Source organism: Sinorhizobium sp. 22678 (assembly GCF_052044265.1).
Taxonomy (GTDB): domain Bacteria; phylum Pseudomonadota; class Alphaproteobacteria; order Rhizobiales; family Rhizobiaceae; genus Sinorhizobium; species Sinorhizobium meliloti_A.
This window is the reverse complement of record NZ_JBQEMS010000001.1, coordinates 617,475-640,890: the sequence shown is the minus strand read 5'-3', so window position 1 is coordinate 640,890 and position 23,416 is coordinate 617,475. Positions and strand designations below refer to the sequence as shown.

The window sequence follows — 23,416 nt, the reverse complement described above, 5'->3', positions numbered from 1 at the left end:
GAGATGAGATCCGTCGTGCGGTCCGGCGGCGCGGCCTTCAATGGCGAACAGTCAAAGAAATTTTTCAATCATAGTCAATCTGATTTTTCTGTTTGACTAATTTTTTTCAGGACGCGAATATTCGTTCCAACCAGGGGAAGACACACCGATGAGCGATGGGAAATCGTCGACGACGATCCGCACGAGGATCCGCGAGGCCGCCGGGCAGCTGACGGCCAGCGAGCGAAAGATCGCCAATGCCATTCTCGCCGATTACCCCTTCACCGGCCTGGAAAGCATTCAGGAACTGGCGGCCAAGACTGGCGTCAGCGCGCCCTCCGTCACCCGTTTCGTCAGTAAGATCGGCTGCGGCGGTTTCCAGGACCTGCAACGGCAATTGATCGCCGAGCTGAAGGAGGGCCGGCGCTCGCCCCTGGACCTCAAATCCAGCCAGAGGCCGGTCGGCCATTCGGAGTTCCTGTCGGAATATGTGGCGCGTGTTTCGGCCGTCATGGGGGAAATGACCGGAATGGTTTCGCAGGCACAGTTCGACATTCTGGCCGAGCTTCTCGCCGACCCGTCGCGCAACATCTTCCTGCTCGGAGGGCGTGTCAGCAACAGCATCGCTTCCTTCCTGTCGATTCATCTCAGGCAGATCCGCAGCGGCATCTACCACATGGCCGACAACCCGGAGTTCTGGCCGGAGCATGTGCTGCGCATGCGCAGGAAAGATGTCGTGCTGCTGATCGATTTCCGGCGCTACCAGCTCAGCCTCGCACGCCTTGCCGAGAACATCGCCCAGAAGCGTGGCGCGACCATCGTCGTCGTCACCGACAAGTGGATGTCGCCGGCTGCCCGCAACGCCGATCACATCGTCGCTCTGCCGATCGACGCCGGCACGGCCTGGGACACGGTTTCCGCTGCCATGGCGCTCGTCGAGGCACTCATCGTGCGCGTCTCGGAGACCGATTGGGAGGCGACGCAGAAGCGCATCAAGGATTGGGACGGCATCCGCTTTGCGATGCCGGGCTACGACCAGGACAGGATCAACGGGGACGCAGATGAAACGTGAGGAAATGATGGTCGCCTGCTGCGGCGATCTCTCGGGCAAGGTGCGCGGCAAGGCCTTTCCGCTGGCGCAGATGGACAAGCGCTTGCAGCGGGGCGTCGGCTGGACGCCGACCAATGTACAGATCACCTGCTTCGACGCGATCGCCGAAAGCCCCTTCGGCTCGCTCGGCGACCTCGTGCTCATTCCCGATCCGTCGACCTGCGTCAGCTTCGAAAGCGAGGAGGGGGCGCCGAAAGAGAACTTTGTTCTCGGTAACATTCGCTATACCGACGGCCGCCCCTGGGAATTCTGCACGCGCTCTATTCTCGAGGCCGCCCTGGAGCGGCTGCAGAGCGTGGCGGGTGTCACGCTTTACGGTGCCTTCGAGCATGAATTCCAGCTCAAGCACCGCCTTGGCGAAATCGGCAAGGCCTTCACGCTCGGAGGGTTCCAGGAGGAACGGCATTTCTGCGAGGCGATCATCGCGGCAATGCGCGCGGCTGGCGTGACGCCCGATACGATCCTGAAGGAGTTCGGCGCCGGTCAGTTCGAGGTGACGATGGGTCCCCAGAGGGGCGTCACCATCGCCGACCATTCGCTGATTACCCGCGAACTTGTCGGCCTCGTCGCGCGCGAGCTTTCTTATGAGCCGACCTTCACGCCGATCCGCGATCCGGCCGGGGTCGGCAACGGCGTGCATGTCCACTTGAGCATGCTGGATTCGGCGGGTGCCCCGGTCACTTACGATCCGAACGGCAAACATGAGCTTTCCGAAGTTGCGGGAAAATTCGTCGCCGGCATTCTGAAATATCTCGACTCGATCATTGCGATCACGGCGCCGAGCGTGGTCTCCTACCTGCGTCTCACACCGCATCGCTGGAGCGCAGCCTTCAACAATCTCGGTTTTCGGGATCGCGAGGCATCGGTGCGCATCTGCCCGGTTTCCGACATCAGCGACATCGCCCGCGCCGCCCAGTACAACTTCGAGTTTCGTGCGGCCGATGCGACCGCCAATCCGCATCTTGCCCTCGCGGCAATCGTCCATGCCGGGGTACAGGGCATCGAGGAGGGGCTCGCGGTGCCGGAGGCGACGCAGGAAGATCTTTCGCTCCTGAGCGCGGAGGCCCTTGCCGCCCGCGGCTACGTCCGCCTGCCGCAGACACTCGAAGCGGCCCTCCAGCGCTTCAAGGGCAATGCGACAGTGTGCAGCTGGTTCCCCGAAGGCTTTGCCGACGTCTACGTCAAGCATAAGGAGGGCGAGATCGCCTATCTGGCGGACAAGACGCAGACGGAGATTTGTGCGGCCTACGACAGCGTCTATTGACGGCAACTGCCGCCGCTGCCGTTTACGGCCTGATCCTTGTCGGGCAGATTGCCGCATTCTGCAGTTCGGCTTTGGGCGCGACGTCCGCAATCCCTATATAGTGGGCAGCAGATGCGACCGAACCGGGCGGATGGTATGAGCGACGAATTGCAGGGCCACGCTGTGCAAAGCCCCGCTATGCGCGAAAGCGCAAAAGCGGAGATGAAAGCACTCGGGATCGATGAAGCGTTCATCGGTAGGCTGGTCGACACGTTTTATGCGCGTGTGCTCGCGCATCCGGAGCTTGGGCCGGTATTCGACGCAAGGCTTTCGGGACGCTGGCCGGAGCACATGGAGAAGATGAAAAGCTTCTGGTCCGCCGTTGCCTTCCGCAGCGGCGCTTACGGGGGAAAGCCGGTGCAGGCGCATCTCGGCGTCGCCAATATGTCTCCGGAACTCTTTCCGAAATGGCTGGGGCTCTTTGCTGGGACGCTGGACGACATTGCACCGAGCGAGGAAGCGAAGGCCTGGTTCATGGCCACAGCAGAGCGCATCGCGCGTAGCCTGACGCTCTCGCTCTTCTACAATCCGGCGCTCGACGACCCGGCACTCAAGCGCTCCTGAAGTTGGCCTTGGCGATTGCCAACGAATCTCCCTTGTCATGTTGTACTTACAACATTATAGGATGAGGAGAGATTTGGAGGCTTTATATATGTCCGACCGCCGGGTGTTGGCGAACGCCATTCGATTCCTGACCGTTGACGTCGTGCAGAAGGCGAATTCGGGCCACCCCGGAACGGCCATGGGAATGGCGGACGTTGCCGAGGTTCTGTGGAACGACTTCCTGCGGCACAATCCGGCCAATCCGAAATGGATCAACCGCGACCGTTTCGTGCAGTCGAACGGACATGGGTCGATGCTGACCTATTCGCTGCTTCATCTCTCCGGCTACGGGCTGACGGTTCAGGATCTGAAGGATCACCGCAAGCTGCATTCCAGGACGCCAGGCCATCCGGAATACGGCATCACGGCAGGGGTCGAGACGACGACCGGTCCGCTCGGCCAAGGTTTTGCTACGGCGGCCGGCATGGCACTGGCGGAAAGGAAGCTTGCGCAGGAGTTCAACCGCGACGGCTTTCCCGTGGTCGATCACTTCACCTATGTTTTCGTCGGCGACGGCTGCCTCATGGAGGGCGTAGCGCAGGAGGCGGCCTCGCTCGCCGGCACTTTGAAGCTCAACAAGCTCATCGCCGTCTATGACGACAACAGCATCTCCATCGACGGCGAGACGCCGGGCTGGTTCGCCGACGACACGGCCGCTCGTTTCCGTGCGCTCGGCTGGAACGTCATCGCGGACGTGGACGGGCACGATGCGGAGGCAATCACCGCGGCCTTCGATGCCGCGCGCCGCTCGAGCGACAAGCCGACCATGATCTGCTGCAAGACGATCATCGGCTATGGCTCGCCGAACAAGCAGGGCAAGGAGGAGGTGCACGGGGCGCCGCTTGGCGTGGAGGAGGTGGCCCGCACCCGCGAGCACCTTGGCTGGAAGCATGAGGCTTTCATCGTGCCGGATGCCGTGATGCGGGCATGGGACGCCCGCCCGCGCGGCGAAAGGGCAGAAGCCGAATGGAATGCCCTTTTCGCGGCCTATGAGGCGAAGCATCCCGAACTGGCCGCCGAGCTGAAGCGGCGTACCGCAGGCCGGCTGCCGGACGAATTCGATGCGGTCGTGGCAAACGAGGCAGAGCGGGTTCTAGCTCACGAACCGGTCGCGCAACCGATCCGCAAGGCTTCCAACCGCGTTCTCGGCAATCTCATCCGAAGCGTGCCGGAGGTGATCGGTGGTTCGGCCGACGTTTCGATGTCGACGCTGGCCTGGACAGGTGCGGCGCGTTCTATCACGCCGGACGATTTTTCAGGAAATTTCGTGCACTATGGCGTGCGCGAGTTCGGCATGTCGGCAATGATGAACGGCATGGCGGCCCATGGCGGTCTCATTCCCTACGGCGCCTGCTATCTCGTGTTCAGCGATTACAGCCGCAATGCCGTGCGCCTTTCGGCGTTGATGGGCCTCAAGACTATCTTCCTCTTCACGCACGATTCGATCGGAGTGGGCGAGGACGGTCCGACGCATCAGCCGTGCGAGCAGCTGGTGGCGCTCCGCGCGATCCCGAACATGTCGCTGTGGCGGCCGGGCAGCGAACTGGAGGCGCTCGTTGCCTGGGAATCGGCGCTGAAGCGTGAAGGGCCAAGCGTTATCGTTGCCGCGCGACAGGACGGTGCGGTTTTCGCGCATAGGAGCGCCGATCTCGACGGTATCCGTCGCGGCGGCTACGTGCTGCAGGACGCGGGCGGCAAGCCCGATGTCGTCCTCGTCGCGACCGGGTCTGAGATCGGCCTTGTTCTCGAAGCCGCGGCGGTGCTGGAGGGCCAGGGCAAGGCGGTTCGGCTCGTATCCATTCCCAATGGCAATCTCTTCGCAGCGCAGGACCGTGACTATCAGGAAAGCGTGCTGGCTTTCGGCACGCCGACGATATTTGTCGAGGCGGCCTCTCCGCTTTATTGGTACCAGTTCCTCAGGGGACCGGGTACGGTCGTCGGCGTCGACCGATTCGGCGAATCGGCGCCCGGGCCGGAAATCTACCGCGTCATGAACCTGACGGCTGAACGGATCGTATCCGAGGCCGGTCGGTTCCTGTGCTGACACCTTGATCCAATGGCGGGGAAAGCATGTATCTCGGCATCGACCTTGGCACCGGTTCGGTCAAAGCGCTTCTGATCGACGGCGACGGCAAGGCTGTCGCCGAGGCCGCGCGAGCCTATCCCGTCTCCTCGCCCAAGCCGGGTCATGCCGAGACGTCACCCGCGGACTGGTGGGCACAAACCGTGGCGGCCGTACGCGCCTGCTGCGAGGGGCACGGCGGCGACGTCCGCGGCATCGGCCTTTCGGGCCAGGCACACGGACTTGTCGCCATCGGTGCAGACGCCAAGCCGCTGCGGCCCGCCATTCTGTGGGCCGACCAGCGTGCGACCGCCGAGATGGAGGCGGTGCTTGCCCTCCCGGAAACGGTGCGGCGTCCGCTGGCCAATCCCGTCGTCAGCGGGATGGCCGGTCTCTCCCTTCTGTGGCTGAGGCGGAACGAGGCGGCCACCTATGGTGCGATTCGCCGCATCCTCGCCTCCAAGGATTGGCTGCGGCTCGTCATGACGGGCGAGGCCGCGACCGAGCCCTCCGACGCGTCGATGACACTGCTCTACGATGTCGGGGCCGACCGTTGGGCAAGCGATGTCCTCAGCCACCTGGCGATCGATCCCGCGATCCTTGCGCCCATCGTCGAATCCCATTCGGTCGCCGGCAGGCTGAGTGCAGCCGCGGCCGCAGAGCTTGGCCTTGCTGCCGGCACGCCGGTGGCCGCAGGCCTTTCCGATACGGCATCCTGCCTGTTCGGCATGGGCCAGACGAAGCCCGGCTCCACCATCCTCCAGGTGGGATCGGGCATCCAGATCATGTCGGTGGTCGAAACCATCGAACCGCGGGTCCAGCCCTTTTATAACAGTTATCGGGGCATCGGCGGCAATCTCTACTCGATGGCCGCCCTCCAGAACGGCGGCACGGCATTCGAATGGGCCCGCACCGTTCTCGGCGCCTCCTGGCCGGAGATGTACCATGCGGGCTTCGAGGAGAACGAAGGCAATGGCGGCGTCATCTTCTTGCCCTATGTGACGGGAGAGCGAGCGCCGCTGCTCGATCCGAACGCCTCCGCCGCCTGGGCCTATATGCGCCTTGGCTGCACGCGCAGCCAACTGATCCGATCGGTCTTCGAAGGCGTTGCCCTCGCCGTGCGCGACAGTTGGGATGCCCTGCGCGCTGTCGGTGTGTCGGCGGATCGGATACTCCTGACCGGTGGCGGCAGCACGGACACGCGCTGGCAGCAATTGCTGGCGGATATTCTGGAGGTGCCGCTTGTGCCGGCACACGATCTCGGCAATGCCACGATCGGCGCGGCCTATCTCGGAGGCATGGCTGCCGGCCATTGGCGCTCAATCGAGGACATCCCGTTCCCGGACCGTCCCGGCAGTCTGATCGAACCCCGGCCGTTCGAGGGGCTGAACGCACTCCTGCTTCGGTTTCGCGCCACCTATCGTGGCCTCAAGCACGTCTGAGAATGCCGCGCCGCTCTCAATAGGTCCGGTGCAGGTCGATGGTCAGCCGGGTCCGATCGGGATGGTGCCAGGACTCGTAATATTCGAGCACCTGCTTGTTCTGGTCGTAGGTGACTTCCCGGTTGAACAGGACGTAACTGTTCATTTCCACATGTAACTGGGCGGCGATCGCCTCTTCATTGATGCGAGCGAGCTCGACCTGCCGTCTGCCGGTCGTCGCCACGGCGTTATAGCGCTCGGCAAGATACTGGTAGAGGGAGACGTCCTCGAGCTCCTTCGACTGCAACAGATCGGGAAAGCGCGAGTAGGGCAGGAAGTTGCGCACCACGAGGAAAACTACCCCGTCCGCATAGCGCAGGCGCTCCAGAAACACCGCATCGTTTTCGCCGATCTGCTCCGCGACATGGGCGGGCGGCTTGATGCGCTCCTGCTTCAACACGCGGGTCGTCAGCTTGAACCCGGCCTTGGCCATGCTTTCAAGCAGGGGATCGAGCTGCTGAACGAGCGCGATCGGCACCTTGCGTTCCAGCACGAAGGCGCCGCGGCCGCGCTCCGTCTCGATGAGATTGTCGTGGGCAAGCGACTGAAGCGCCTGCCGGACGACGCTGCGCGAGATGTGGTACTGCTGACAGAGCTCGCCTTCGGTCGGCAGCTTGCTTCCGGGAGGGTAAGCGCCGGATTCGATCGCTGCCCGCAGCGCCCCGGCGAGCTGAAAATAGAGTGGGATGGGTGAACTGCGTTCGATGCTCATGCGAATCTCTGCCTTTCGTACCGTGGCGGACAACTCTGCCCCTCATACCCATGACCTGACAAGCGGACATCTGGAAATGCGCCCAGACGGGGGTGCACGGGGCGTTGACACTCACAACTCGTTCCGGTAACGATGTACGGACAACATTACAAAAAGCCTTTCTGATATAACAGATTGTGCGGGGACATCAAATACGGGAGTGGCAGAGGTGAATCCCAGTAAAGCTGTCGCAGAATGCGTGCCGGATCGCGCCGATGCGGGGTGAAGGTCGGTCGTTTTTGCCCGCGCCACGCAGGTGAAGAACGTGTGGCTGCCTTACGGGGAGTAGGGCAGGGAGGAAGGCGGGCCGCCGGCCCGCCTGCAACATGTGCCGGGCGCGACGAGCTCCCGCACCGCAAATCGAAGACCGACGGTTCGCATCCGAGGGCCGCGCAGTTGCGCGGCCTCCCGAACGCGCGCTCCTAGGTCAGGTTGCGACATGTACAGAGGGAGGACAGGGGTGTATCTCGAACGCTTCAGGCTCGACGGCGAACTTGCGGTCGTCACCGGAGGAGGACGCGGCATAGGACTCGCGAGCGCCGATGCGCTCGGCGAGGCAGGCGCGCGCCTTGCCATCATCGAACGCGATCCGGCGCTCCTTGAAGAAGCCCATGCAATCCTTCTGGCGAAGGGCTACGACGTTTCCGTGCACCAGGGCGACGTTACCGATCCTGCCCGCATGCAGGCGATCGCGGACGAACTAACCGCGAAAGGCGGCGCTTCCATCCTCGTCAACAATGCGGGCATCGCGCTCAGTGATATTCCAGCCGAGGACATGGAGGACGAACGCTGGCTCAAGGTCATCGACGTCAACCTGAACGGCGTCTACTGGTGCAGCCGCGCTTTCGGCCGGCAAATGCTTTCAGCCGGCCGCGGATCGATCGTCAATGTCGGCTCCATGTCCGGCTTTATCGTCAACCGACCCCAGCCGCAGGCGCATTACAACGCCTCGAAGGCCGCCGTACACCACCTAACCAAGTCACTCGCCGCCGAATGGGCGCCGCGTGGCGTGCGGGTCAACGCGGTCGCGCCCACCTACATCGAAACGCCGCTCAATGCGCTCGTCGAGAACGACAGGCCCATGCTCGACCGCTGGCTCGATTCCACGCCCATGGGGCGCATGGGCAAGGACCACGAGGTCGCAAGCGTGATCCTCTTCCTGTCCTCCCGGGCGGCCAGCCTGATGACCGGATCGATCGTGCTTGCGGATGGAGGATACACGCTCTGGTGATCGCATCCATGCCGGATGCCGGAACGAACGAATAGCAATCAACAAGGAGGAGTTACAATGTCCCGCATCAAGACGCTTTTGGCAGGGTCCGTGGCCCTGTTCGGCCTGACCTCTGCTGCCGTGGCCGAGGAGTGCAAGGTGGGCCTCACCATGCCCTCGCTCAATGCGCCCTACTTCGCGGCGCAGGTCGCTGCGGTTGAAAAGGCAGCCAAGGACCAGGGTTGCGAAATCACGACGGCGGACAGCCAGAATGATTTTTCCAAGCAGATCAACGATGTCGAAGACATGATCGCCAAGGGAATCGACATCCTGATCCTCAACCCGCGTGACCAGGAGGCGCTCGTTCCGGTCGCCGACGCCGCTACCAAAGCCGGCGTGAAGGTCGTCGTGATGGATTCCACGCTGAACCCGAAGGCCAACGTCGTCACCCAGGTCCGTTCCTCGAATGACGAGAACGGCCGTCTCGTCGGCGACTGGATCGCCAAGAAGATGAAGGGCACGCCGATCAAGATGCTCCTCCTGTCCGGCAACCAGGGCAATCCCGGCGGCCTCGATCGCCGCATGGGCGTCATCAAGGGCATCGTGGAAGGCCAGCTCGTCAACGAAGGTGCGGTCAACCTCCAGGTTCTGGGCCAGGGCTGGGGCGACTGGGCGACGGACGGCGGTCTGAAGGCTGCGGAAGACCTGTTCCAGGCCCATCCGGACGCCAACCTCGTTGTCGGCGAAAACGACTCCATGGTCCTCGGCGCGGTTCAAGCCGCGAAGGCTGCCGGTCTCGATGGCATCCTGTTTGCCGCCGCGGCCGACGGGCAGCGCCAGGCGCTGGAGATGGTCAAGGAAGGGACCTACGGCGCCACCGGCCTAAACGATCCGGACCTCGTCGGACGAACAGCCTTCGATATCGCCTACAAGGCCTTCAAGGGCGAGCTTCCGGCCGACTTCCCGAAGCTGCACCTGACACCGGCCGACGTCATCTCCGCGGACAACGTCGACAAATACTACAACCCGCAGTCCGTATTCTGATCGACAATGAAGAAAGGGATGCACCGGGTCTCCGGTGCATCCCTTGGAGAGCCAATGACCGTACTTGTCAGACTGTCCGGCATCAGCAAGAACTTTAGCGGAGTACAGGCCCTGAAGGGCGTCGACTTCGACCTGAGGGCCGGCGAAGTCCATGCGCTGGTCGGTGAGAACGGCGCGGGAAAATCCACTCTGATGCGCGTGCTTGCCGGCGAAATGAAGCCGACCTCCGGGACCGTCAGCATTCACCGCGAGACGACGCAGCACTCCGCCCCGCGGGACGCCGCCGGCCGGGGTATTTCGGTGATCCATCAGGAACTGGCGCTGGCGCCCGACCTGACGGTCGCGGAAAACATCTTTCTCGGGCGCCTGCCGCGCATCGTCAATCACCGCCGGCTGCGCAAGGCAGCCAGCGAAATCCTCGAACGTCTCGGCTTCGACATCGACCCCACCACGCACGCCGGACGCCTGACAGTCGCTCACCAGCAGGTCGTGGAAATCGCCAAGGCGCTCTCCAACCGGGCGCGCATCATCGTCTTCGACGAGCCGACCGCGGTGCTTGCCAACAGCGATGCCGAGCGCCTGCTCGCGATCATCCGCGAGTTGCGCGCGGGCGGTACCGGTGTCGTCTACATCTCGCACCGTCTGAACGAGGTCTTCGACCTTTCAGACCGCATCACCGTCATGAAGGACGGCTCGCATGTGGAAACGCTGGAGACCTCCGCCACGGATGTCGACGCGGTGATCGCACGCATGGTCGGGCGGCAGATGTCCGCGCTTTTTCCATCCAAGGCCGGGCGTGTTCCGGGTGACGTGATCGTCCGTGTGCGCAACGTTGCGCGCGGCCGCAAGGTCCGCGACGTCAGTTTCTCGGTTCGCGCCGGCGAAGTCGTCGGCCTCGGCGGTCTCGTCGGTTCGGGCCGTACGGAAGTCGCTCGCCTCGTCTTTGGTGCCGACAAGATGGATTCGGGCACTGTAGAACTCAACGGCAAACCGCTCCATCTCTCCTCACCGCGCGAGGCCGTGCGCGCCCGCATCGGCCTCGTTCCGGAAGACCGCAAGCAGCAGGGCGTCATCCTCGATGCGCCGATCCGGATCAACACGACGCTTGCCAAGATCCGCAGCATATCCGGTCTCGGCTTCCTCGACGTAGGCAAGGAGCGGCAGGTCGCCGTGGCGCTTGGCGCCGAGATGCGGCTCAAGGCGTCGAGCGTCGACGCGCCGGTTTCGAGTCTTTCGGGCGGCAACCAGCAGAAAGTGGCGCTTGCCAAATGGTTCCACGCCGATTGCGACCTGCTCATCCTCGACGAACCGACGCGCGGCGTCGACGTCGGGGCGAAGGGCGAGATCTACAATCTGATCAACGACCTCGCCAAAGCCGGGAAAGCAATCCTCGTTATTTCGTCCGAACATCAGGAACTGTTCGGCATCTGCGACCGCGTTCTCGTGATGGCGGAAGGGGCCATCGTCGGCGAACTCACTGAAAGCCAGTTCACCGAGCAGCAATTGCTGACGCTGGCAATGACCCGGTCGGGCCGGGAAAGGAATGAGACAAGCCCATGAGCATTACGTCCGCAAGCGCCGCCGCGCCCTCGTCGTTTACGCCGCGCGTTCTGGACGCGATCCGCCACTACGGTACGTTCGGCATCTTCTTGGTGCTGGTGGTCGTCGCGTCCTTCTGGTCCGATGCGTTCCTGACGGAGCGCAACCTGATGAACGTCGTGCGCCAGGTCGCCTCCGGCGCCGGCATCATGGCCGTCGGCATGCTCTTCGTCGTGCTCACGCGCGGCATCGACCTTTCGGTCGGCTCCATCGCCGCCGTCGGATCGGTGCTCTGCGCCCACCTTGTCGCAACACAGGGCTATGGCGTGCCGATGGCGATCCTGCTGGTCATTCTGACCGGCGCCGCCTGTGGCGTGGTCACCGGTTTCTTCGTCGCCTACATGCGGTTGCCGTCCTTCGTCATCTCGCTGGCGATGATGGCGATCGCCCGCGGCATCTCGCTGATCATCAGTGGGGGGCGCCCGATCACCATGGGATCGCCCGGCGCGTCGCTCGTCGATTTCGGCAGCGGCTTTCTCTTCGGTATTCCACAGCCAGCGATCCTGATGCTGGTCATCTATGCAATCGGGGGCGTGGTGCTGCTCTATACGAGCTTCGGCCGCATCGTCACCGCGATCGGCTCGAACGAGGAGGCCGTGCGGCTCTCCGGCGTGCCGGTCGAGCGCTATGTCCTGTCGGTCTATGTCATCAGCGGCGCACTCGCCGCGGTCGCGGGCATCGTCGCCGCGGGCCGGACGGGCATCGGCACGCCTCAGGTCGGTGTCGGTGCGGAGCTCGATGTCATCGCGGCGGTCGTCATCGGCGGCGCGAGCCTCATGGGCGGGCGCGGCGGCATGTTCAACACGCTGCTCGGCGCGCTGATCCTCGGTATCATCACCAACATCATGAACCTCGCCGGCGTGCCGGGCTATCACCAGAACGTCTATCTCGGACTGATCATCATCCTGGCAATGCTCATACAGTTCGTCACCGCCCGGTCGCGCCGTTAGGCCCCGCAAAGCGGGCGAGGCGACGTGCCCCGCCCGACGCTGGTGATCATGGCGGCGGAGGCGCTCGCCACGGGTCCCTTCGCCCCGCTTGCGGGGAGAAGGTGGCCGACAGGCCGGATGAGGGGCAAGTCAGCCAGAGCGGGACGAGGAAAAGTGTGCGCGCTTTGCCCGCATCCCCCTAACTCTTGGAATAGATTACGCTCATGATTTCAGCTCGATCCGACCTGAAATCACCTTGATCTAGAAGCCGCCGACCACGAAACCGCCATCGACTGGCAAGTCCGCGCCGGTGATGAATTCCGCGGCCGGCGAGGCGAGGAAGAGGGCGGTTCCGACCAGGTCGTCCACGGTGCCCCAGCGCTTGAGCGCCGAACGCTGGGCGATCTTCTCCGCCGGCACCGGGTCGGTCCAAAGACCCTTCGTCATGTCGGTCTTGTGGTAACCGGGGGAGATGGCGTTGACGCGGATGCCGTCGGGGCCGAAGGCGTGGGCAAGATGGCGTGTGAGGCCGAGCACGCCCGACTTGCTGGCGCCATAGGCCGGCACGAGCGGATCGCTGACATAGCTCAGCATCGAGGCCGTGTTGAGAATGACACCGCGCGAGGCCTTCAGGAGCGGCAGGACGGCCATGGCAAAGCGCATCTGGCTATTCAGGTTGACGTCCATCACCTCCATGTAGGTGGCGTCCTCGAATTCCGACTCGGGCCGGGCAATGCCTGCGCCGTTGACCAGAACGTCGAGCTTGCTCAGCGTCCTGGCGAAGGCGTTGATCGCTGCCGGGTCGCGCACGTCGACACGCTCGAAGCGGATTGCCTCGTTTTGGGGATCGGCCGCGGCAGCCTTGAGCTTTGTTTCCGAACTGCCGAGTGCGATGACCGAGCCGCCGAGCCGGGCAAAGCCCTGTGCAATGGCAAGGCCGATGCCGGACGAACCGCCGGTGACGAGAATGTCCTTGCCGGCAAAAAGGTCCGGACGAAACGTATCGACGATGTCTTTCATGAATTCCTCCTCAGGCATGATAGTCGTTGTTCAGGTCCGCGTGCCGGCCGGATGGATCCGGGCGGCAAGCGCATCCATGTCGTCATAAAGCGCCATGCTGTGATGATAGAGCCGCTCGAAAACCGGCTGGACATGGCTGTAGACCTCGACCCATGCGGGGTCCGGCGCGATTTCTTCCGCATAACGCACATAGGCGTCCGCCGCGTCGTCCGGCCGGGAAAAGCGGCCTGTCGCGGTCGCGGCCATGGCCGCGCAGCCCATGAGGCCGCATTCCGGCTCTTGCGGCACCATCACCGGTGTGTCGAAGACGCTTGCCTTGATCTTGAGCCAGAGCTTCGTGCGGGCACCGCCGCCCGCCGCTATCATGCGCTCCAGGCGCTTGCCCGAGCTGTGCTCCATGATACGGATATGGCGGGCCATGGCGAAGGCGATCCCTTCCAGGATGGCCCGGTGCAGGTGCTCCATGCCGTGTCCGGCGCCGAGGCCGAAGAACTGTGCCCGCGCATTGCGATGCTGACCGAGGCGTTCGCCGGTGAGAAACGGCATGAACAGCAGTGCCTCGCAGCCGGCCGGCGCCTTCTCGGCGCGCGCGACGATGTCGCCGTAGCTCAGCGCGCCGTCATGGAAGGCGCGCCGCGCCCAGCGCATGCCGTCGCCGCCGGTTTCGAGGAGCACGAAGGGCGCCCAGTTGCCTTCGATGGTGGCGACGTTGGAAATCTCCGGATCCAGCAAGGGCTTGTCGGCGATCATCGTGACGATGGCACCGGTGCCCGTGCTGTCCGATCCGAGGCCGGGCCGGCAGACCCCCGAGCCGAGCAGCGCCACCGGATAGTCCGCTCCGCCAACCATGACGGGGGTGCCGGCGTTCAGTCCTGTCGCGAGCGCGGCCTGGTCCGTGACGCGGCCGATGATTTCCAGGGGGTTGCGGATGGGCGGAAGCAGCCGGGCATCAAGCCCCATTCGCTCGATCATCGCCGGCGACCAGGCGAGCGTTGCGGGGTTCATCAGAAAGCTGCAGGAGGCGTCGCCGGTATCCATGGCGATCTCGCCGGTCAGCCGGAAGTTGATGTAATCCTTGGGCATCATGGCGACGGCGCTGCGCCGATAGGCCTCAGGGTCGGCATCGCGGACCCATTGCAGCTTGAAGCCCGGCCAGGCCGGCGTCGGCGTGTTGCCGCTTTCGGCGAGATAGCTGCCGGGCTCGTTCTCCGCCTCGAAACGGCGCACGAGGTTCAGTGTGCGCTTGTCGTTCCAGAGCGGTGCGGTATCGCGCGTCAATTGCCCGGCATCGTCGATGAGCACGAGACCGTGCATCTGGCCGCATACGGCGACGATGGAGATGCGCTCGCGCGCGCCTTCGGCCTTGTCGAGCACGGTTCGGATGGCGATGCAGGCCCCCTCCCACCAGTCGAGCGGTCGCTGCTCTGCCCAGCCGAACTGCGGCACGATCTGGTCGTGCTCGCGCGCGGCGATTTCGACGATGTTCCCGCTGGTGTCGATGAGCGCCGCCCGCACGCTCCCGGTACCGACGTCGATCGCCAGAAAGAGTTCTCCGGTCATGTTGCGGCCTCCCTCAATGCGGCGAGTGCGCCGGACAGTTCGTGTTGCTGCTCGGCCGCGAGGCGATAGGCAGCAAGCGCGGCCCGGTAGACCGTGCGTGCATCCGGCGCGGGTTCGCTGCCTCCTTCCGGAACGTGCAGTCCGCGGATCGGCAGGAAGTCCTCCCACAGCCCCATGCCGACGAAGGCCAACGCCGCAGCACCGAGTGCCGCCGCCTGCTGATCGACCCGCGTCTTGACGATCGTGCAGTCGAAGACGTCGGCGAAGACCTGCCGCCAGAAGGCGCTGCGCGCGCCGCCACCGACAATGATCATTTCTGGGCCGATGACAGTCATGCGGCGCAACTCGTCCAATGCGATCCGCAGCCCGAGTGCCACACCCTCGAGCGTCGCGCGCAGGATGTCGGCACGGCCGTGCTGCAGGTCGAGCCCGACGAAGCCGCCGCGCACTGCCGGTCCGCCCTCGAAGCTCGTGCCGCCGCCGAGCGTCGGCACGAAGATCAGGCCGCGCGCACCGGCCGGAGCCTCGCCGGCGAGCCGGAAGAGCGCGTCATGGACGTCCATGCCTGCAACTTCGGCCGCATGCTTCACGTCCGGCAGCAGCGTGTCCGTCACCCAGTTGAAGCTCGTGCCCGAGGAAAAGATCGAGGTCGCCGAAATGAACATGCCCGGCGCCACATGGGCGAATACGAAGGGACGCACCCGATCGTCGAGGAGTGGCTCCGAAGTCGAAACGGTGATCCAGCTCGACGAGCCCATCGAGGCATAGGCGTCGCCCTCGAGAAAGGTGCGGCCGCCAAGCGCCATGCAACTGTTGTCGACGCCGCCCGCGACCACTTTCACCCCGGGGGAGAGACCGAGCCGTTCGGCAATGTCGGGCAGGACCTCGCCGAGGACATCGGTGGAGGCGATGATGGGCGCGAACAGGTCCCGGCCCAGTCCCGCCGCTTCGACAAGTTCGCAGGCATAGCGCCCCGCTTTGAGGTCATAGACGCCGGTGCCCGAAGCATAGGACGGATCGGTGGCGATGCGGCCGGTCAGCCGCAGGTTGATGTAGTCCTTCGTGCCGATGATCGTCCGTGTCCGCGCGAAGATGTCGGGTGCGTTCCGGCGCAGCCACATGGCCTTGAACACGGTGTAGAGGGGGGCCGGAAAACCGTTGCCGGTCGTCCGGTACCAGGTGTCCGGATCGACGCGCGTGAAGAAATCCTCCGCTTCCGCGACGGCGCGTCCGTCGGACCAGATCGGTACGAATTCCTGCAGCAGCGCGCCGTTTTCGTCGAGCGGAAGGCAGCCGAGGCTGTGGCCGGAAACGGCAATGGCACGGATGTCGCCGGCTTTTACCGCGGCATTCTCGAACAGAATCCGGAGGCTGGCGCAAATTGCCTCCCACCAGTCTTCGGGGCGCTGCTCGTGACAGGAGGACGAGGGGTAGAACGTTCTGTAGGAAACCACCTCTTCCGCAATGCAGGTCCCGTCCGGACGGAATATCGCGGCCTTGACACCGCCGGTTCCGAGGTCGAATGCCGCAACGGTGTCGCCCATGGCGTCAGCCCGCCTTACCGGCAATGTCGAGGCGGCCGCCGGGCAGGGCGGCGCACTGGCGCACGAGGTCGACGGCGACCTGCGTATTGATGCCGAACCGGGTGACGCCCAGACGCATCATGCCGGCGACGGCATCGAGCGAACGGATGCCGCCGGAGGCCTTGATCTCCACCGCGCCCCCAACGCTATCGACGATGAGTTTCAGCTTTTCCAGCGTCGTGGCGGTCGGCGTCCAGCCGGTGCCGGTCTTCACGAAGGCGGCTCCGCTTTCGGCTACGATCGCCGAAGCCGTCCGGATCTCCTCGTCCGTCAGATGGGCGAGCTCCAGGATGACCTTGAGCGGCACCGGGGCAATAGCCTCTGCGACGGCGCGTATCTCGTTGCGGACATAGCCGAAGTCGCCGGATTTGAGGCGGCCGACATTGATCATCATGTCGAGTTCCTGCGCGCCATTCCCGGCAAGCTCCACAGCCTCGGCGGTCTTGGTTCGGGTGCTGTGGCCTCCCGAGGGGAAGCCCACCGGACCGCCGACAAGCGTCAGGCCGCCCGAGGGGACGAGGCTTCGCAGCAGCGGCACGAAATTCGGCAGGGCATGCGCAGCGATGAACCCTTCCGCAACCGCGATTTCCGCCAGTTCCCGCACGTCCGCTTCCGTGTGGAAGGCCTGAACGGCGCTGATATCGATCAAGGCGGCGAGATCGCGAGGGGCGAGGGAGGCCGGCGGCTGGCGGCGGGTGTCGTTCATCTCTATGTCTCTGTGCTGGTGCGTAGGTAACGAAGATTGCGCTTCATGCCGGTGAAAAGATCGACATGTTCAGCGCCGCGGCGCAGTGCGACGCTGGTGGACAGGATGTCGACGACCGTCAGCGCGGCGATGCGGGAGATCGTCGGCGTGTAGATGTTGGTGTTTTCCAGCGTCTCGACCATCAGCACGATATCGCAGAATTCGACAAGCGGGCCGTCCGACCCGACGATGCCGATGACCAGACAGCCGCTCTCGCGCGCCCGGCGCGCGGTTTCGATGATCGCCAGCGTCGCGCCGGTATTGGAGATGACGACCGCGACGTCGCCGGGCTTCAGCATGGAAACGACCATGATCTGCTGGTGGGCGTCTGTTTCCGCGCCGCAGGGGACCCCGAAGAGGGGAAACTTCTGCTGGGCGTCGCGTGCGACGATGCCCGATGCGCCGAAGCCGAAGAACTCGATGCGGTTGGCCTTGGCAAGCGCGTCGACGGCTCGGTCGACCTGGACCGGGTCGAGATGATTGCGCACCCAGTCGAGGCTGGTGATCGTATAGTCGAAGATCTTCTCCGATACCTTGGCCGGATTGTCGCCGGCGTCGATGACCGAGTGGGTCGCGGACATGCCGAGCGCGAGACTCTGGGCGAGGCGGAGCTTGAAGTCCTGGTATCCCGTGCAGCCGATCGAGGTGCAGAAACGGATCACCGTCGGCTGGCTCACCTCCGCCCATTCCGCCGCCTCGGCGATGGTCGCATTGATGACGCGCTTCGGATCGGCCAGAACGAGTTCGGCGACCTTGCGGTCCGACTTGCGCAAGTCCGCGCGCTTCAGCCTGATGACTTCGAGTATGTTGTTGTTGCCGCCGATCGTTTTGGGCTGGAGCGCATTGGTCGACATGGAGATCCCCGGTTACTTGGACAGTCGGTATTCGACCGACAGCTTTGCCCGATGGAGCCGTACCCTGCAATCGGCGGCCGCCGATTTGGCGTCGATCACCCGGGGGTCTTCGGTATTGAAGGCGAACATGCCGTAGTGATGGGCGATCATGTCGGATGCGCCGATCCGTTCCGCCAGCAGGCATGCTTCGTCCAGCGTCAGGTTGCCGGCAATGCCGGCCTGCGTAAGTTCGGCGCGGCGGCCGTTGACCGGCAGGAGCGCCAGGTCGACCCGGAGGGGCGACACCTCCTCGACGAGTCCCTCGTAAGGGATCGTGTCACCGGAATGGTAGAGGCGTGCACCCTCGGCCGCGATCACATAACCGAGGAACCTGTGCCAGCCCTCGGGGGTGCGTTCGAGTGTTTCATGTGCGGCGCGGATTGCGGTGACGCCGAGGCCGGCAAGAGGTTCGATGTGCTCGCCCGCGTCGACTGCGATAAGCCGTCCCGGCCCGACGCCGATACGCTCCTGCGCGGCAGCCAGCGCGGCGCGGGGCACGACGAAGCGGCAATCCGGGTTGGCCGCGGCGATCGGCCTGAGGGTCTGTGGATCCATGTGGTCGGTATGCTGATGGGTCACGAGCACGAGGTCGACCGGGCCGAGCCCGGACGGCGCGACCGGGGCCGCCATCATGCGGTCGTGCTCGAAGCGCTGGCCGCGGTATTTTTCCGCGAGGCTGTCGGAGAGATAGGGGTCGATGACGATGCGGAAACGGTTCGTCGCGATCACGAAACCGGCCTGCCCGAGCCAGTAGAAGCGGATGCCGTCGGCCGGCGGCACGGCGAGCCGCTCGGTAAGCGAACCCGAAAAGGGCACGGGCGACAGCGACATCATGCGCTCTCCTCCTCCAAGGCCGAGAGAAGGTTGGCCACCGCAATCGCGGTCGCCTTGCTGACGCTCTCGTCGGTCAAGCCGCCGATATGGCTGGTGGCGATGACGCGCGGATGGCTGGCAAGGGAGCCGGCCGCCGGCGGTTCCTCGACGAAGACATCGGTCGCATAGGCCTGCAGCCGGCCCTCGTCGAGTGCGGCGCGCACCGCCTCCTCGTCCACCAGTGTTGCGCGCGCGGTATTGATGAGGATGGCGTGCGGGGGCACTGCCGCCAGACGCGCCGCATCGACGATCGGCCGGCCATCGGCCGGTGCCGGGCAGTGCAGTGAGACGATGTCCGCCTCCGCGAAGACCTCGTCGAGGCTCCCCCATTTGAACGGGCCATACACTTCGACATTCGGACGGAACGGATCATGGGCGATGACGCTGGCCCGCATCGCCGAGACGGCGCGTGCGACGCGCTTTCCGATCGCGCCGCAACCGATAATCCCGACGCTGCGTTCGGCGATTTCCTTGCCGCGCGAGCGGGGCCAGCCGCCGGCGCGGATGCCGGCGGTTTCGGTTGGAATGTGACGTAGGGCGGCAAGGATAAGCCCGACCGCAAGTTCCGCCACGCCGACTGCGTTGGCGCCCTCGGCCTTGAGGACGCGTATGCCCCGTCCCTCGAGCAGGGAGAGCGGCAGATTGTCGATGCCGGTGCCGTTGCGGCTGATCGCCCGCAGACTGTCGGCGGCGGCGATGACCTTGCCGGAAACGGGCTCGACGCCCGCCAGCCAGCCGACACAGCCTGGCACGAGATCGATCAGTTCGGCCTCGTCCGGCATACGGCCAGGCGTCGAGAATACGAGCTCGAATCCGGCCTGCCGAAGCGGCTCGAGTTCCGGCGGCGGGGCGAGGGAGAGCGAACGGGGTGTCACGAGAATGCGCTTCACGGCGTCACCCCTTTGCCGCCTCGATGGCGATCCGCGAAATCTCGTCGAAGGCCGGCCCGGAGGTCGGAATGACGATATCGAACACTTCCGCGATGACCTGAGTCCAGCCGTGCAGGAAATAGGTCCATCCGTCCTCCACCTGCAGCCCGCGCGCGGCCTGCTGCCGTCGCGCCTGATCGAGAAAGACGAGGTCGCCGCGATAGTTGAGGTCCCAGACGACGGCACGCTCGGGGAAAAGGCCGGCATCGGTGATCGGCGAACCCGGCGCGTCCTTGCCCAGACCGGTCGCGTTGATCACCATGGAACCGGGCTTCAGTGAGGCCATGGCCGCATCGTTCAGCTCCGGCCTGTCGGCCAGGACATAATCGACCTTCACGCGGGCGCCCATTGCCTCGTGAATCCGCTTCAATTCCTCGAGGCGGGGGCGCGACCGATTGGTCACGACGATGCGGGAGGGTAAATCGTCCCCGCGCTTTTCCTGCATGAGATGCCAGGTGATGGCGATGGTAGAACCGCCGGCTCCCATCGACAGAACTTCCGCGCCGGTTTCGGCGAAATGGCCGGCCGGCAAGAAGCCGTCGATGGCGAGACCCGATGAGATGGGATCCTTGGCGTGGCAGACGAGTTTGCCGCCGCGTTTGGACAGGCAGCTCGTCTCGTGCATCAGCAGTGCATGCGGATCGATCACGTCGAAGAGATCGCGTGCCGCATTGAACAGGTCGATCTTGTGGGTCGTGACCAGCGCGCCGAGCGACAGCGGGTCCGATTTGATGAAGGAAACGGCCTCGCGGTAGGCCGCCGGATCGGCATGAAGCGGAAAGTCGATACCTTTCAGGACCGCGTCCTTCAGGCCGAGGTGACGCGCCCAGGCGGGGAAGACCCGCATGATCGAGCTCTTCGCCGTCGTCACGCCGATGAAATAGAAAGTTGGCTGGGTCGCGGGCTGGTAGCGGCTCATCGGGTCACCTCGCGTATCTCCTTCGCCCGTGCGACTGCCGCGCGCGCCTTTGCCGTGATGTCGGCCCAACGACCTTCACCGATGTCGGCCTTGGTGGCGATCCAGGTGCCGCCGACGGCGGCCACCGCACCAAGCTTCAGCCATTCATGCATGTTGTCGAGGCTGACGCCGCCGGTCGGCACGAAGCGGGTGCCGAGATGGGCGAAGGGAGCACTGATCGCCTCCAGCATCGACGGGCCCCCGGCCGCCTTGGCCGGAAAGAATTTTGCGAGCTTCAGGCCGTTGCGGGATACGGCCGTTAGGTCGGAGGGCGTCATGATGCCTGGAGCGAATGGAAAATCCTTGGCCTTGGCGGCTGCGACGATCTCTGCGTCGAAGCCGGGCGCGAGGCCGAAGCGCGCACCCGCACTGATCGCTGCGCGCAAAGCATCCGGCGTCAGGATCGTCCCGGCGCCGACCAGCAGTTCCGGGCGCTTCTCGGCCATGATCGCGATCACCTCGGCGGCTGCTTCGGTGCGGAATGTGATTTCGGCAAGCGGCAAGCCGCCTTCGAGAAGCGCATCGGCCAGCGCGACGGCGTCGGAGGAGCGCTCGATCGCGATGACCGGAACGACGCCGAGAGTTGCGGCTGTGTCGAACGGGGCAATCATGCGGTTTTCTCCTTCTTTTCGCGGCCATAGAGCGCGGCGACCGTCGCCGCGTCGCGCATCCGCCAATTGGGATTGTCGACCTGCTTCCAGCCGCCCTTGCCGTCATCGATGATGCGCGCACGCATGCCGCCCGCCTTGGCGATGCAGTCGTAGTCCTGGCCAGAGTCGGCAGGGTAGCAGAAGAGCATCACGAGCTCGTCGTCGCCGATATTCACCGACCGGTGGATCCAGTATGGCGGCACGTAGCAGACCGTCTGCGCGTCGATGGGCACGACGCGGACTTCGCCCTCCGGAGATTCCAGGAGCATGAGGCCGCGACCCTTCTGACCATAGTAGATTTCCGGCCGGTCCGACTGCTTGTGAATGTGGCCGCGGGTGACGAAATACTCTTCGCCCACCTTGCCCGGCAGCATGCGGGTGATACCGAAAATGAGGTCGCCGGTGCGTTCGTTGGGGCGGAATTCCGAAACCTCGTAGACGACCGTATCGTTCCAGGTTTCCTGCATGGCAGAGAATGCCGCCTCGTCGGCATAAAGACCGGCGAGATCGCGGAAGCGTTTCTGATAGGCGCCCGTTGCATCGCTCATGGCACCGGTCCGCAGATCGACCTGGCACCCTGCGGGCTCAAATAGCTTTGTCAAAGTAATTCCTCGTATGTCTCGTTCTTGGTTCAGGCGATCGTGTAACCGCCGTCGATCATGAGGTTCGCGCCGTTGACCATCGCGGCCGCGCCGCTGGCGAGGTAGAGTACCGATGCGGCGATCTCCCACGGCTTGGCGAAGCGCCGCGTCGGGATGGCGGCGCGAGCGCGCTCGCCTTTCTCTCCAGCCCAGCCGGTTAGCCCGAGCTCCGTTTCGACCACTGTCGGCGAGACGGCGTTGACGGTGACGCCGCGTGGACCCCATTCCAGCGCCATGCAGTTCGTCATGCCGATGATGCCCGCCTTGCTGGCGCAGTAGGCAACATGGCCCTCGATGCCGATGACCGCCGCCTGGGAGGCCATGTTGACGATGCGGCCCGACCCCTGCTCCAGCATGCCGGGGGCGATCGCGCGCGCCATGAGGAAGGCACCCTTGAGATTGACGGCGAGCGTACGGTCCCATTCGACCGTCGGATAGCTTTCCGCAGGGGCAAGCGGCCCGATGCCGGCATTGTTGATCAGAATGTCGATCCGGCCGAAGGCTTCGGTCACCGACTTGACGGCGCGCTCGACTCCCTGCTCGTCCGCCACGTCCGCCACATGGGCGATGTGGCCGGTGCCGAGCGAAACGGCCACATCCCAAACGGCGGCGTCGCGATCCAGAAGCGCGACGCGCGCCTTCTTCGCGGCGAAAGCTTCGGCAACTGCCCTGCCGATGCCGGTGGCGGCGCCCGTGACCACGACGGTCTTGCCGCTGAAATCGAGCAGGTCGTCGAAGGAGGGGACTTGCGTCATGTCAGAATTCCTGGCCTGTGTGGGTGATCGTCATCTCCTGGAGATTGACGTCCTGCGGCAGCTCGTAGGCAAAGAGCATGGTCCGCGCGATGTCGTTGGCATCCAGCCCGCCGTCGAGCTGCTTGCGGCCGCTGTCCCAGAAGTCGTAGGCGTTCTGGTGGGTGATGGTCTTGTCGATCTCCGACTTCGCAACGCCGGGCGAGATGACCATGACGCGGACGCGATGAGACGACATGGTCTGGCGCATTCCTTCGCTGACGGCATGTACGAAATGCTTGGTGCCGCCATAGACGTCATGGTGCGGATAGACCTTGCGGCCTGCGATGGAGGAGACGTTGATGATGGTGCCGTGGCGCCGCTCCTTCATGCCGGGAGCGACCGCGTGCATGCCGTTGAGAACGCCGAGGCAGTTGATATCGACGAGATCGCGCCATTGCGCTGGGTCCTGCTCGTCAAGCCGGGCGAGACGGGAGATACCGGCATTGTTGATGAGGCAGTCGACCGGGCCGAACTGCGCCTCACCCTGCCGAATCGCGCTTGCGAGCGCATCATAGTCACGGACGTCGGCGGCGACCGCGAGCATGTTCGGAAGCGCCATCGCCTCGATCAGTTCGGATCGGCGGGCGATCAGGAGCAGGGGATAACCGGCGGCCGAGAAGACGCGCGCGGTTTCCCGTCCGATGCCGGCGCTTGCGCCGGTGATCATGACGAGCGGCTTTCTGCCGGTCATGGTTTGC

At 64.5% G+C, this 23,416-nt stretch carries 22 protein-coding genes; 9 read left to right on the top strand and 13 right to left on the bottom strand.

The annotated features are described in order from the left end of the window. Positions 1-148 precede the first annotated feature (148 nt). From ACTJKL_RS03230 to ACTJKL_RS03210, 5 genes are all read left to right on the top strand, one after another. Positions 149-1,051 (top strand): MurR/RpiR family transcriptional regulator, encoded by a 903-nt coding sequence (locus tag ACTJKL_RS03230; protein ID WP_440852164.1) that lies wholly within the window; start codon positions 149-151, stop codon positions 1,049-1,051. Next, the gene (locus ACTJKL_RS03225; protein WP_440852163.1) at positions 1,041-2,354 is read left to right on the top strand and encodes a glutamine synthetase family protein; all 1,314 of its coding nucleotides are present in this window, start codon (positions 1,041-1,043) and stop codon (positions 2,352-2,354) included. Before ACTJKL_RS03230 ends, ACTJKL_RS03225 begins: the two co-directional genes overlap by 11 nt. A gap of 135 nt (positions 2,355-2,489) precedes the next feature. Further along, positions 2,490-2,957 carry a group III truncated hemoglobin gene (locus tag ACTJKL_RS03220; RefSeq protein ID WP_440852162.1) on the top strand — a complete coding sequence of 156 codons (468 nt, stop codon included), beginning with the start codon at positions 2,490-2,492 and terminating at the stop codon, positions 2,955-2,957. An 88-nt stretch (positions 2,958-3,045) separates the two neighbouring features. Then, entirely contained in the window at positions 3,046-5,040 is a 1,995-nt protein-coding gene (gene tkt, locus ACTJKL_RS03215; protein WP_440852161.1) for a transketolase, read from the top strand. Positions 5,041-5,066: 26 nt separating this feature from the next. Then, positions 5,067-6,500 carry a xylulokinase gene (locus ACTJKL_RS03210; protein WP_440852160.1) on the top strand — a complete coding sequence of 478 codons (1,434 nt, stop codon included), beginning with the start codon at positions 5,067-5,069 and terminating at the stop codon, positions 6,498-6,500. Between the two features lie 16 nt (positions 6,501-6,516). On the opposite strand, the gene ACTJKL_RS03205 is transcribed toward ACTJKL_RS03210, so the two are convergent. Beyond that, complete coding sequence (locus ACTJKL_RS03205; RefSeq protein ID WP_440852159.1) at positions 6,517-7,251, bottom strand: GntR family transcriptional regulator; 735 nt, start codon at positions 7,249-7,251, stop codon at positions 6,517-6,519. Between the two features lie 499 nt (positions 7,252-7,750). On the opposite strand from ACTJKL_RS03205, the gene ACTJKL_RS03200 reads away from it, so the two are divergent. From ACTJKL_RS03200 to ACTJKL_RS03185, 4 genes are read left to right on the top strand one after another with little or no spacing between them, the layout of a single operon-like run. Further along, positions 7,751-8,521, top strand: coding sequence for an SDR family NAD(P)-dependent oxidoreductase (locus ACTJKL_RS03200; protein WP_411933757.1), 771 nt, complete (start codon positions 7,751-7,753; stop codon positions 8,519-8,521). A gap of 57 nt (positions 8,522-8,578) precedes the next feature. Continuing rightward, entirely contained in the window at positions 8,579-9,544 is a 966-nt protein-coding gene (locus ACTJKL_RS03195; RefSeq protein ID WP_440852158.1) for a substrate-binding domain-containing protein, read from the top strand. A gap of 54 nt (positions 9,545-9,598) precedes the next feature. Next, the gene (locus ACTJKL_RS03190; protein WP_440852157.1) at positions 9,599-11,104 is read left to right on the top strand and encodes a sugar ABC transporter ATP-binding protein; all 1,506 of its coding nucleotides are present in this window, start codon (positions 9,599-9,601) and stop codon (positions 11,102-11,104) included. After that, positions 11,101-12,093, top strand: a complete 993-nt coding sequence (locus ACTJKL_RS03185) for an ABC transporter permease (protein ID WP_440852156.1) — start codon at positions 11,101-11,103, stop codon at positions 12,091-12,093. The genes ACTJKL_RS03190 and ACTJKL_RS03185 overlap by 4 nt, the downstream gene beginning before the upstream one ends. A gap of 240 nt (positions 12,094-12,333) precedes the next feature. Here ACTJKL_RS03185 and ACTJKL_RS03180 read toward each other — a convergent pair whose 3' ends face one another. The 12 genes from ACTJKL_RS03180 to ACTJKL_RS03125 are packed head-to-tail and all read right to left on the bottom strand — an operon-like array spanning position 12,334 to position 23,409. Then, complete coding sequence (locus ACTJKL_RS03180) at positions 12,334-13,092, bottom strand: SDR family NAD(P)-dependent oxidoreductase (protein WP_026168682.1); 759 nt, start codon at positions 13,090-13,092, stop codon at positions 12,334-12,336. A gap of 30 nt (positions 13,093-13,122) precedes the next feature. After that, positions 13,123-14,652: a xylulokinase gene (locus ACTJKL_RS03175; protein WP_440852155.1), complete on the bottom strand. Its 1,530-nt coding sequence runs from the start codon at positions 14,650-14,652 to the stop codon at positions 13,123-13,125. After that, entirely contained in the window at positions 14,649-16,196 is a 1,548-nt protein-coding gene (locus ACTJKL_RS03170; RefSeq protein ID WP_440852154.1) for a xylulokinase, read from the bottom strand. Before ACTJKL_RS03170 ends, ACTJKL_RS03175 begins: the two co-directional genes overlap by 4 nt. 4 nt (positions 16,197-16,200) lie before the next feature. Further along, a complete protein-coding gene (gene deoC, locus ACTJKL_RS03165; RefSeq protein WP_440852153.1) occupies positions 16,201-16,941 on the bottom strand; it encodes a deoxyribose-phosphate aldolase in 741 nt (246 codons plus the stop codon). A gap of 2 nt (positions 16,942-16,943) precedes the next feature. Further along, a complete protein-coding gene (locus ACTJKL_RS03160; RefSeq protein WP_411921540.1) occupies positions 16,944-17,834 on the bottom strand; it encodes an SIS domain-containing protein in 891 nt (296 codons plus the stop codon). A 12-nt stretch (positions 17,835-17,846) separates the two neighbouring features. Beyond that, the gene (locus tag ACTJKL_RS03155) at positions 17,847-18,707 is read right to left on the bottom strand and encodes an MBL fold metallo-hydrolase (RefSeq protein ID WP_440852152.1); all 861 of its coding nucleotides are present in this window, start codon (positions 18,705-18,707) and stop codon (positions 17,847-17,849) included. Continuing rightward, a complete protein-coding gene (locus ACTJKL_RS03150; RefSeq protein WP_440852151.1) occupies positions 18,704-19,636 on the bottom strand; it encodes a phosphoglycerate dehydrogenase in 933 nt (310 codons plus the stop codon). Before ACTJKL_RS03150 ends, ACTJKL_RS03155 begins: the two co-directional genes overlap by 4 nt. A 4-nt stretch (positions 19,637-19,640) precedes the next feature. After that, positions 19,641-20,594 (bottom strand): shikimate dehydrogenase family protein, encoded by a 954-nt coding sequence (locus tag ACTJKL_RS03145; protein WP_440852150.1) that lies wholly within the window; start codon positions 20,592-20,594, stop codon positions 19,641-19,643. Further along, positions 20,591-21,244 carry a bifunctional 4-hydroxy-2-oxoglutarate aldolase/2-dehydro-3-deoxy-phosphogluconate aldolase gene (locus ACTJKL_RS03140; protein ID WP_440852149.1) on the bottom strand — a complete coding sequence of 218 codons (654 nt, stop codon included), beginning with the start codon at positions 21,242-21,244 and terminating at the stop codon, positions 20,591-20,593. The genes ACTJKL_RS03145 and ACTJKL_RS03140 overlap by 4 nt, the downstream gene beginning before the upstream one ends. Then, positions 21,241-21,885 (bottom strand): glucose-6-phosphate isomerase, encoded by a 645-nt coding sequence (locus tag ACTJKL_RS03135; protein ID WP_440852148.1) that lies wholly within the window; start codon positions 21,883-21,885, stop codon positions 21,241-21,243. Before ACTJKL_RS03135 ends, ACTJKL_RS03140 begins: the two co-directional genes overlap by 4 nt. A gap of 29 nt (positions 21,886-21,914) precedes the next feature. Beyond that, entirely contained in the window at positions 21,915-22,679 is a 765-nt protein-coding gene (locus ACTJKL_RS03130) for an SDR family oxidoreductase (protein WP_440852147.1), read from the bottom strand. A gap of 1 nt (position 22,680) precedes the next feature. Then, positions 22,681-23,409: an SDR family oxidoreductase gene (locus ACTJKL_RS03125; protein ID WP_440852146.1), complete on the bottom strand. Its 729-nt coding sequence runs from the start codon at positions 23,407-23,409 to the stop codon at positions 22,681-22,683. Between the last annotated feature and the right edge of the window lie 7 nt (positions 23,410-23,416).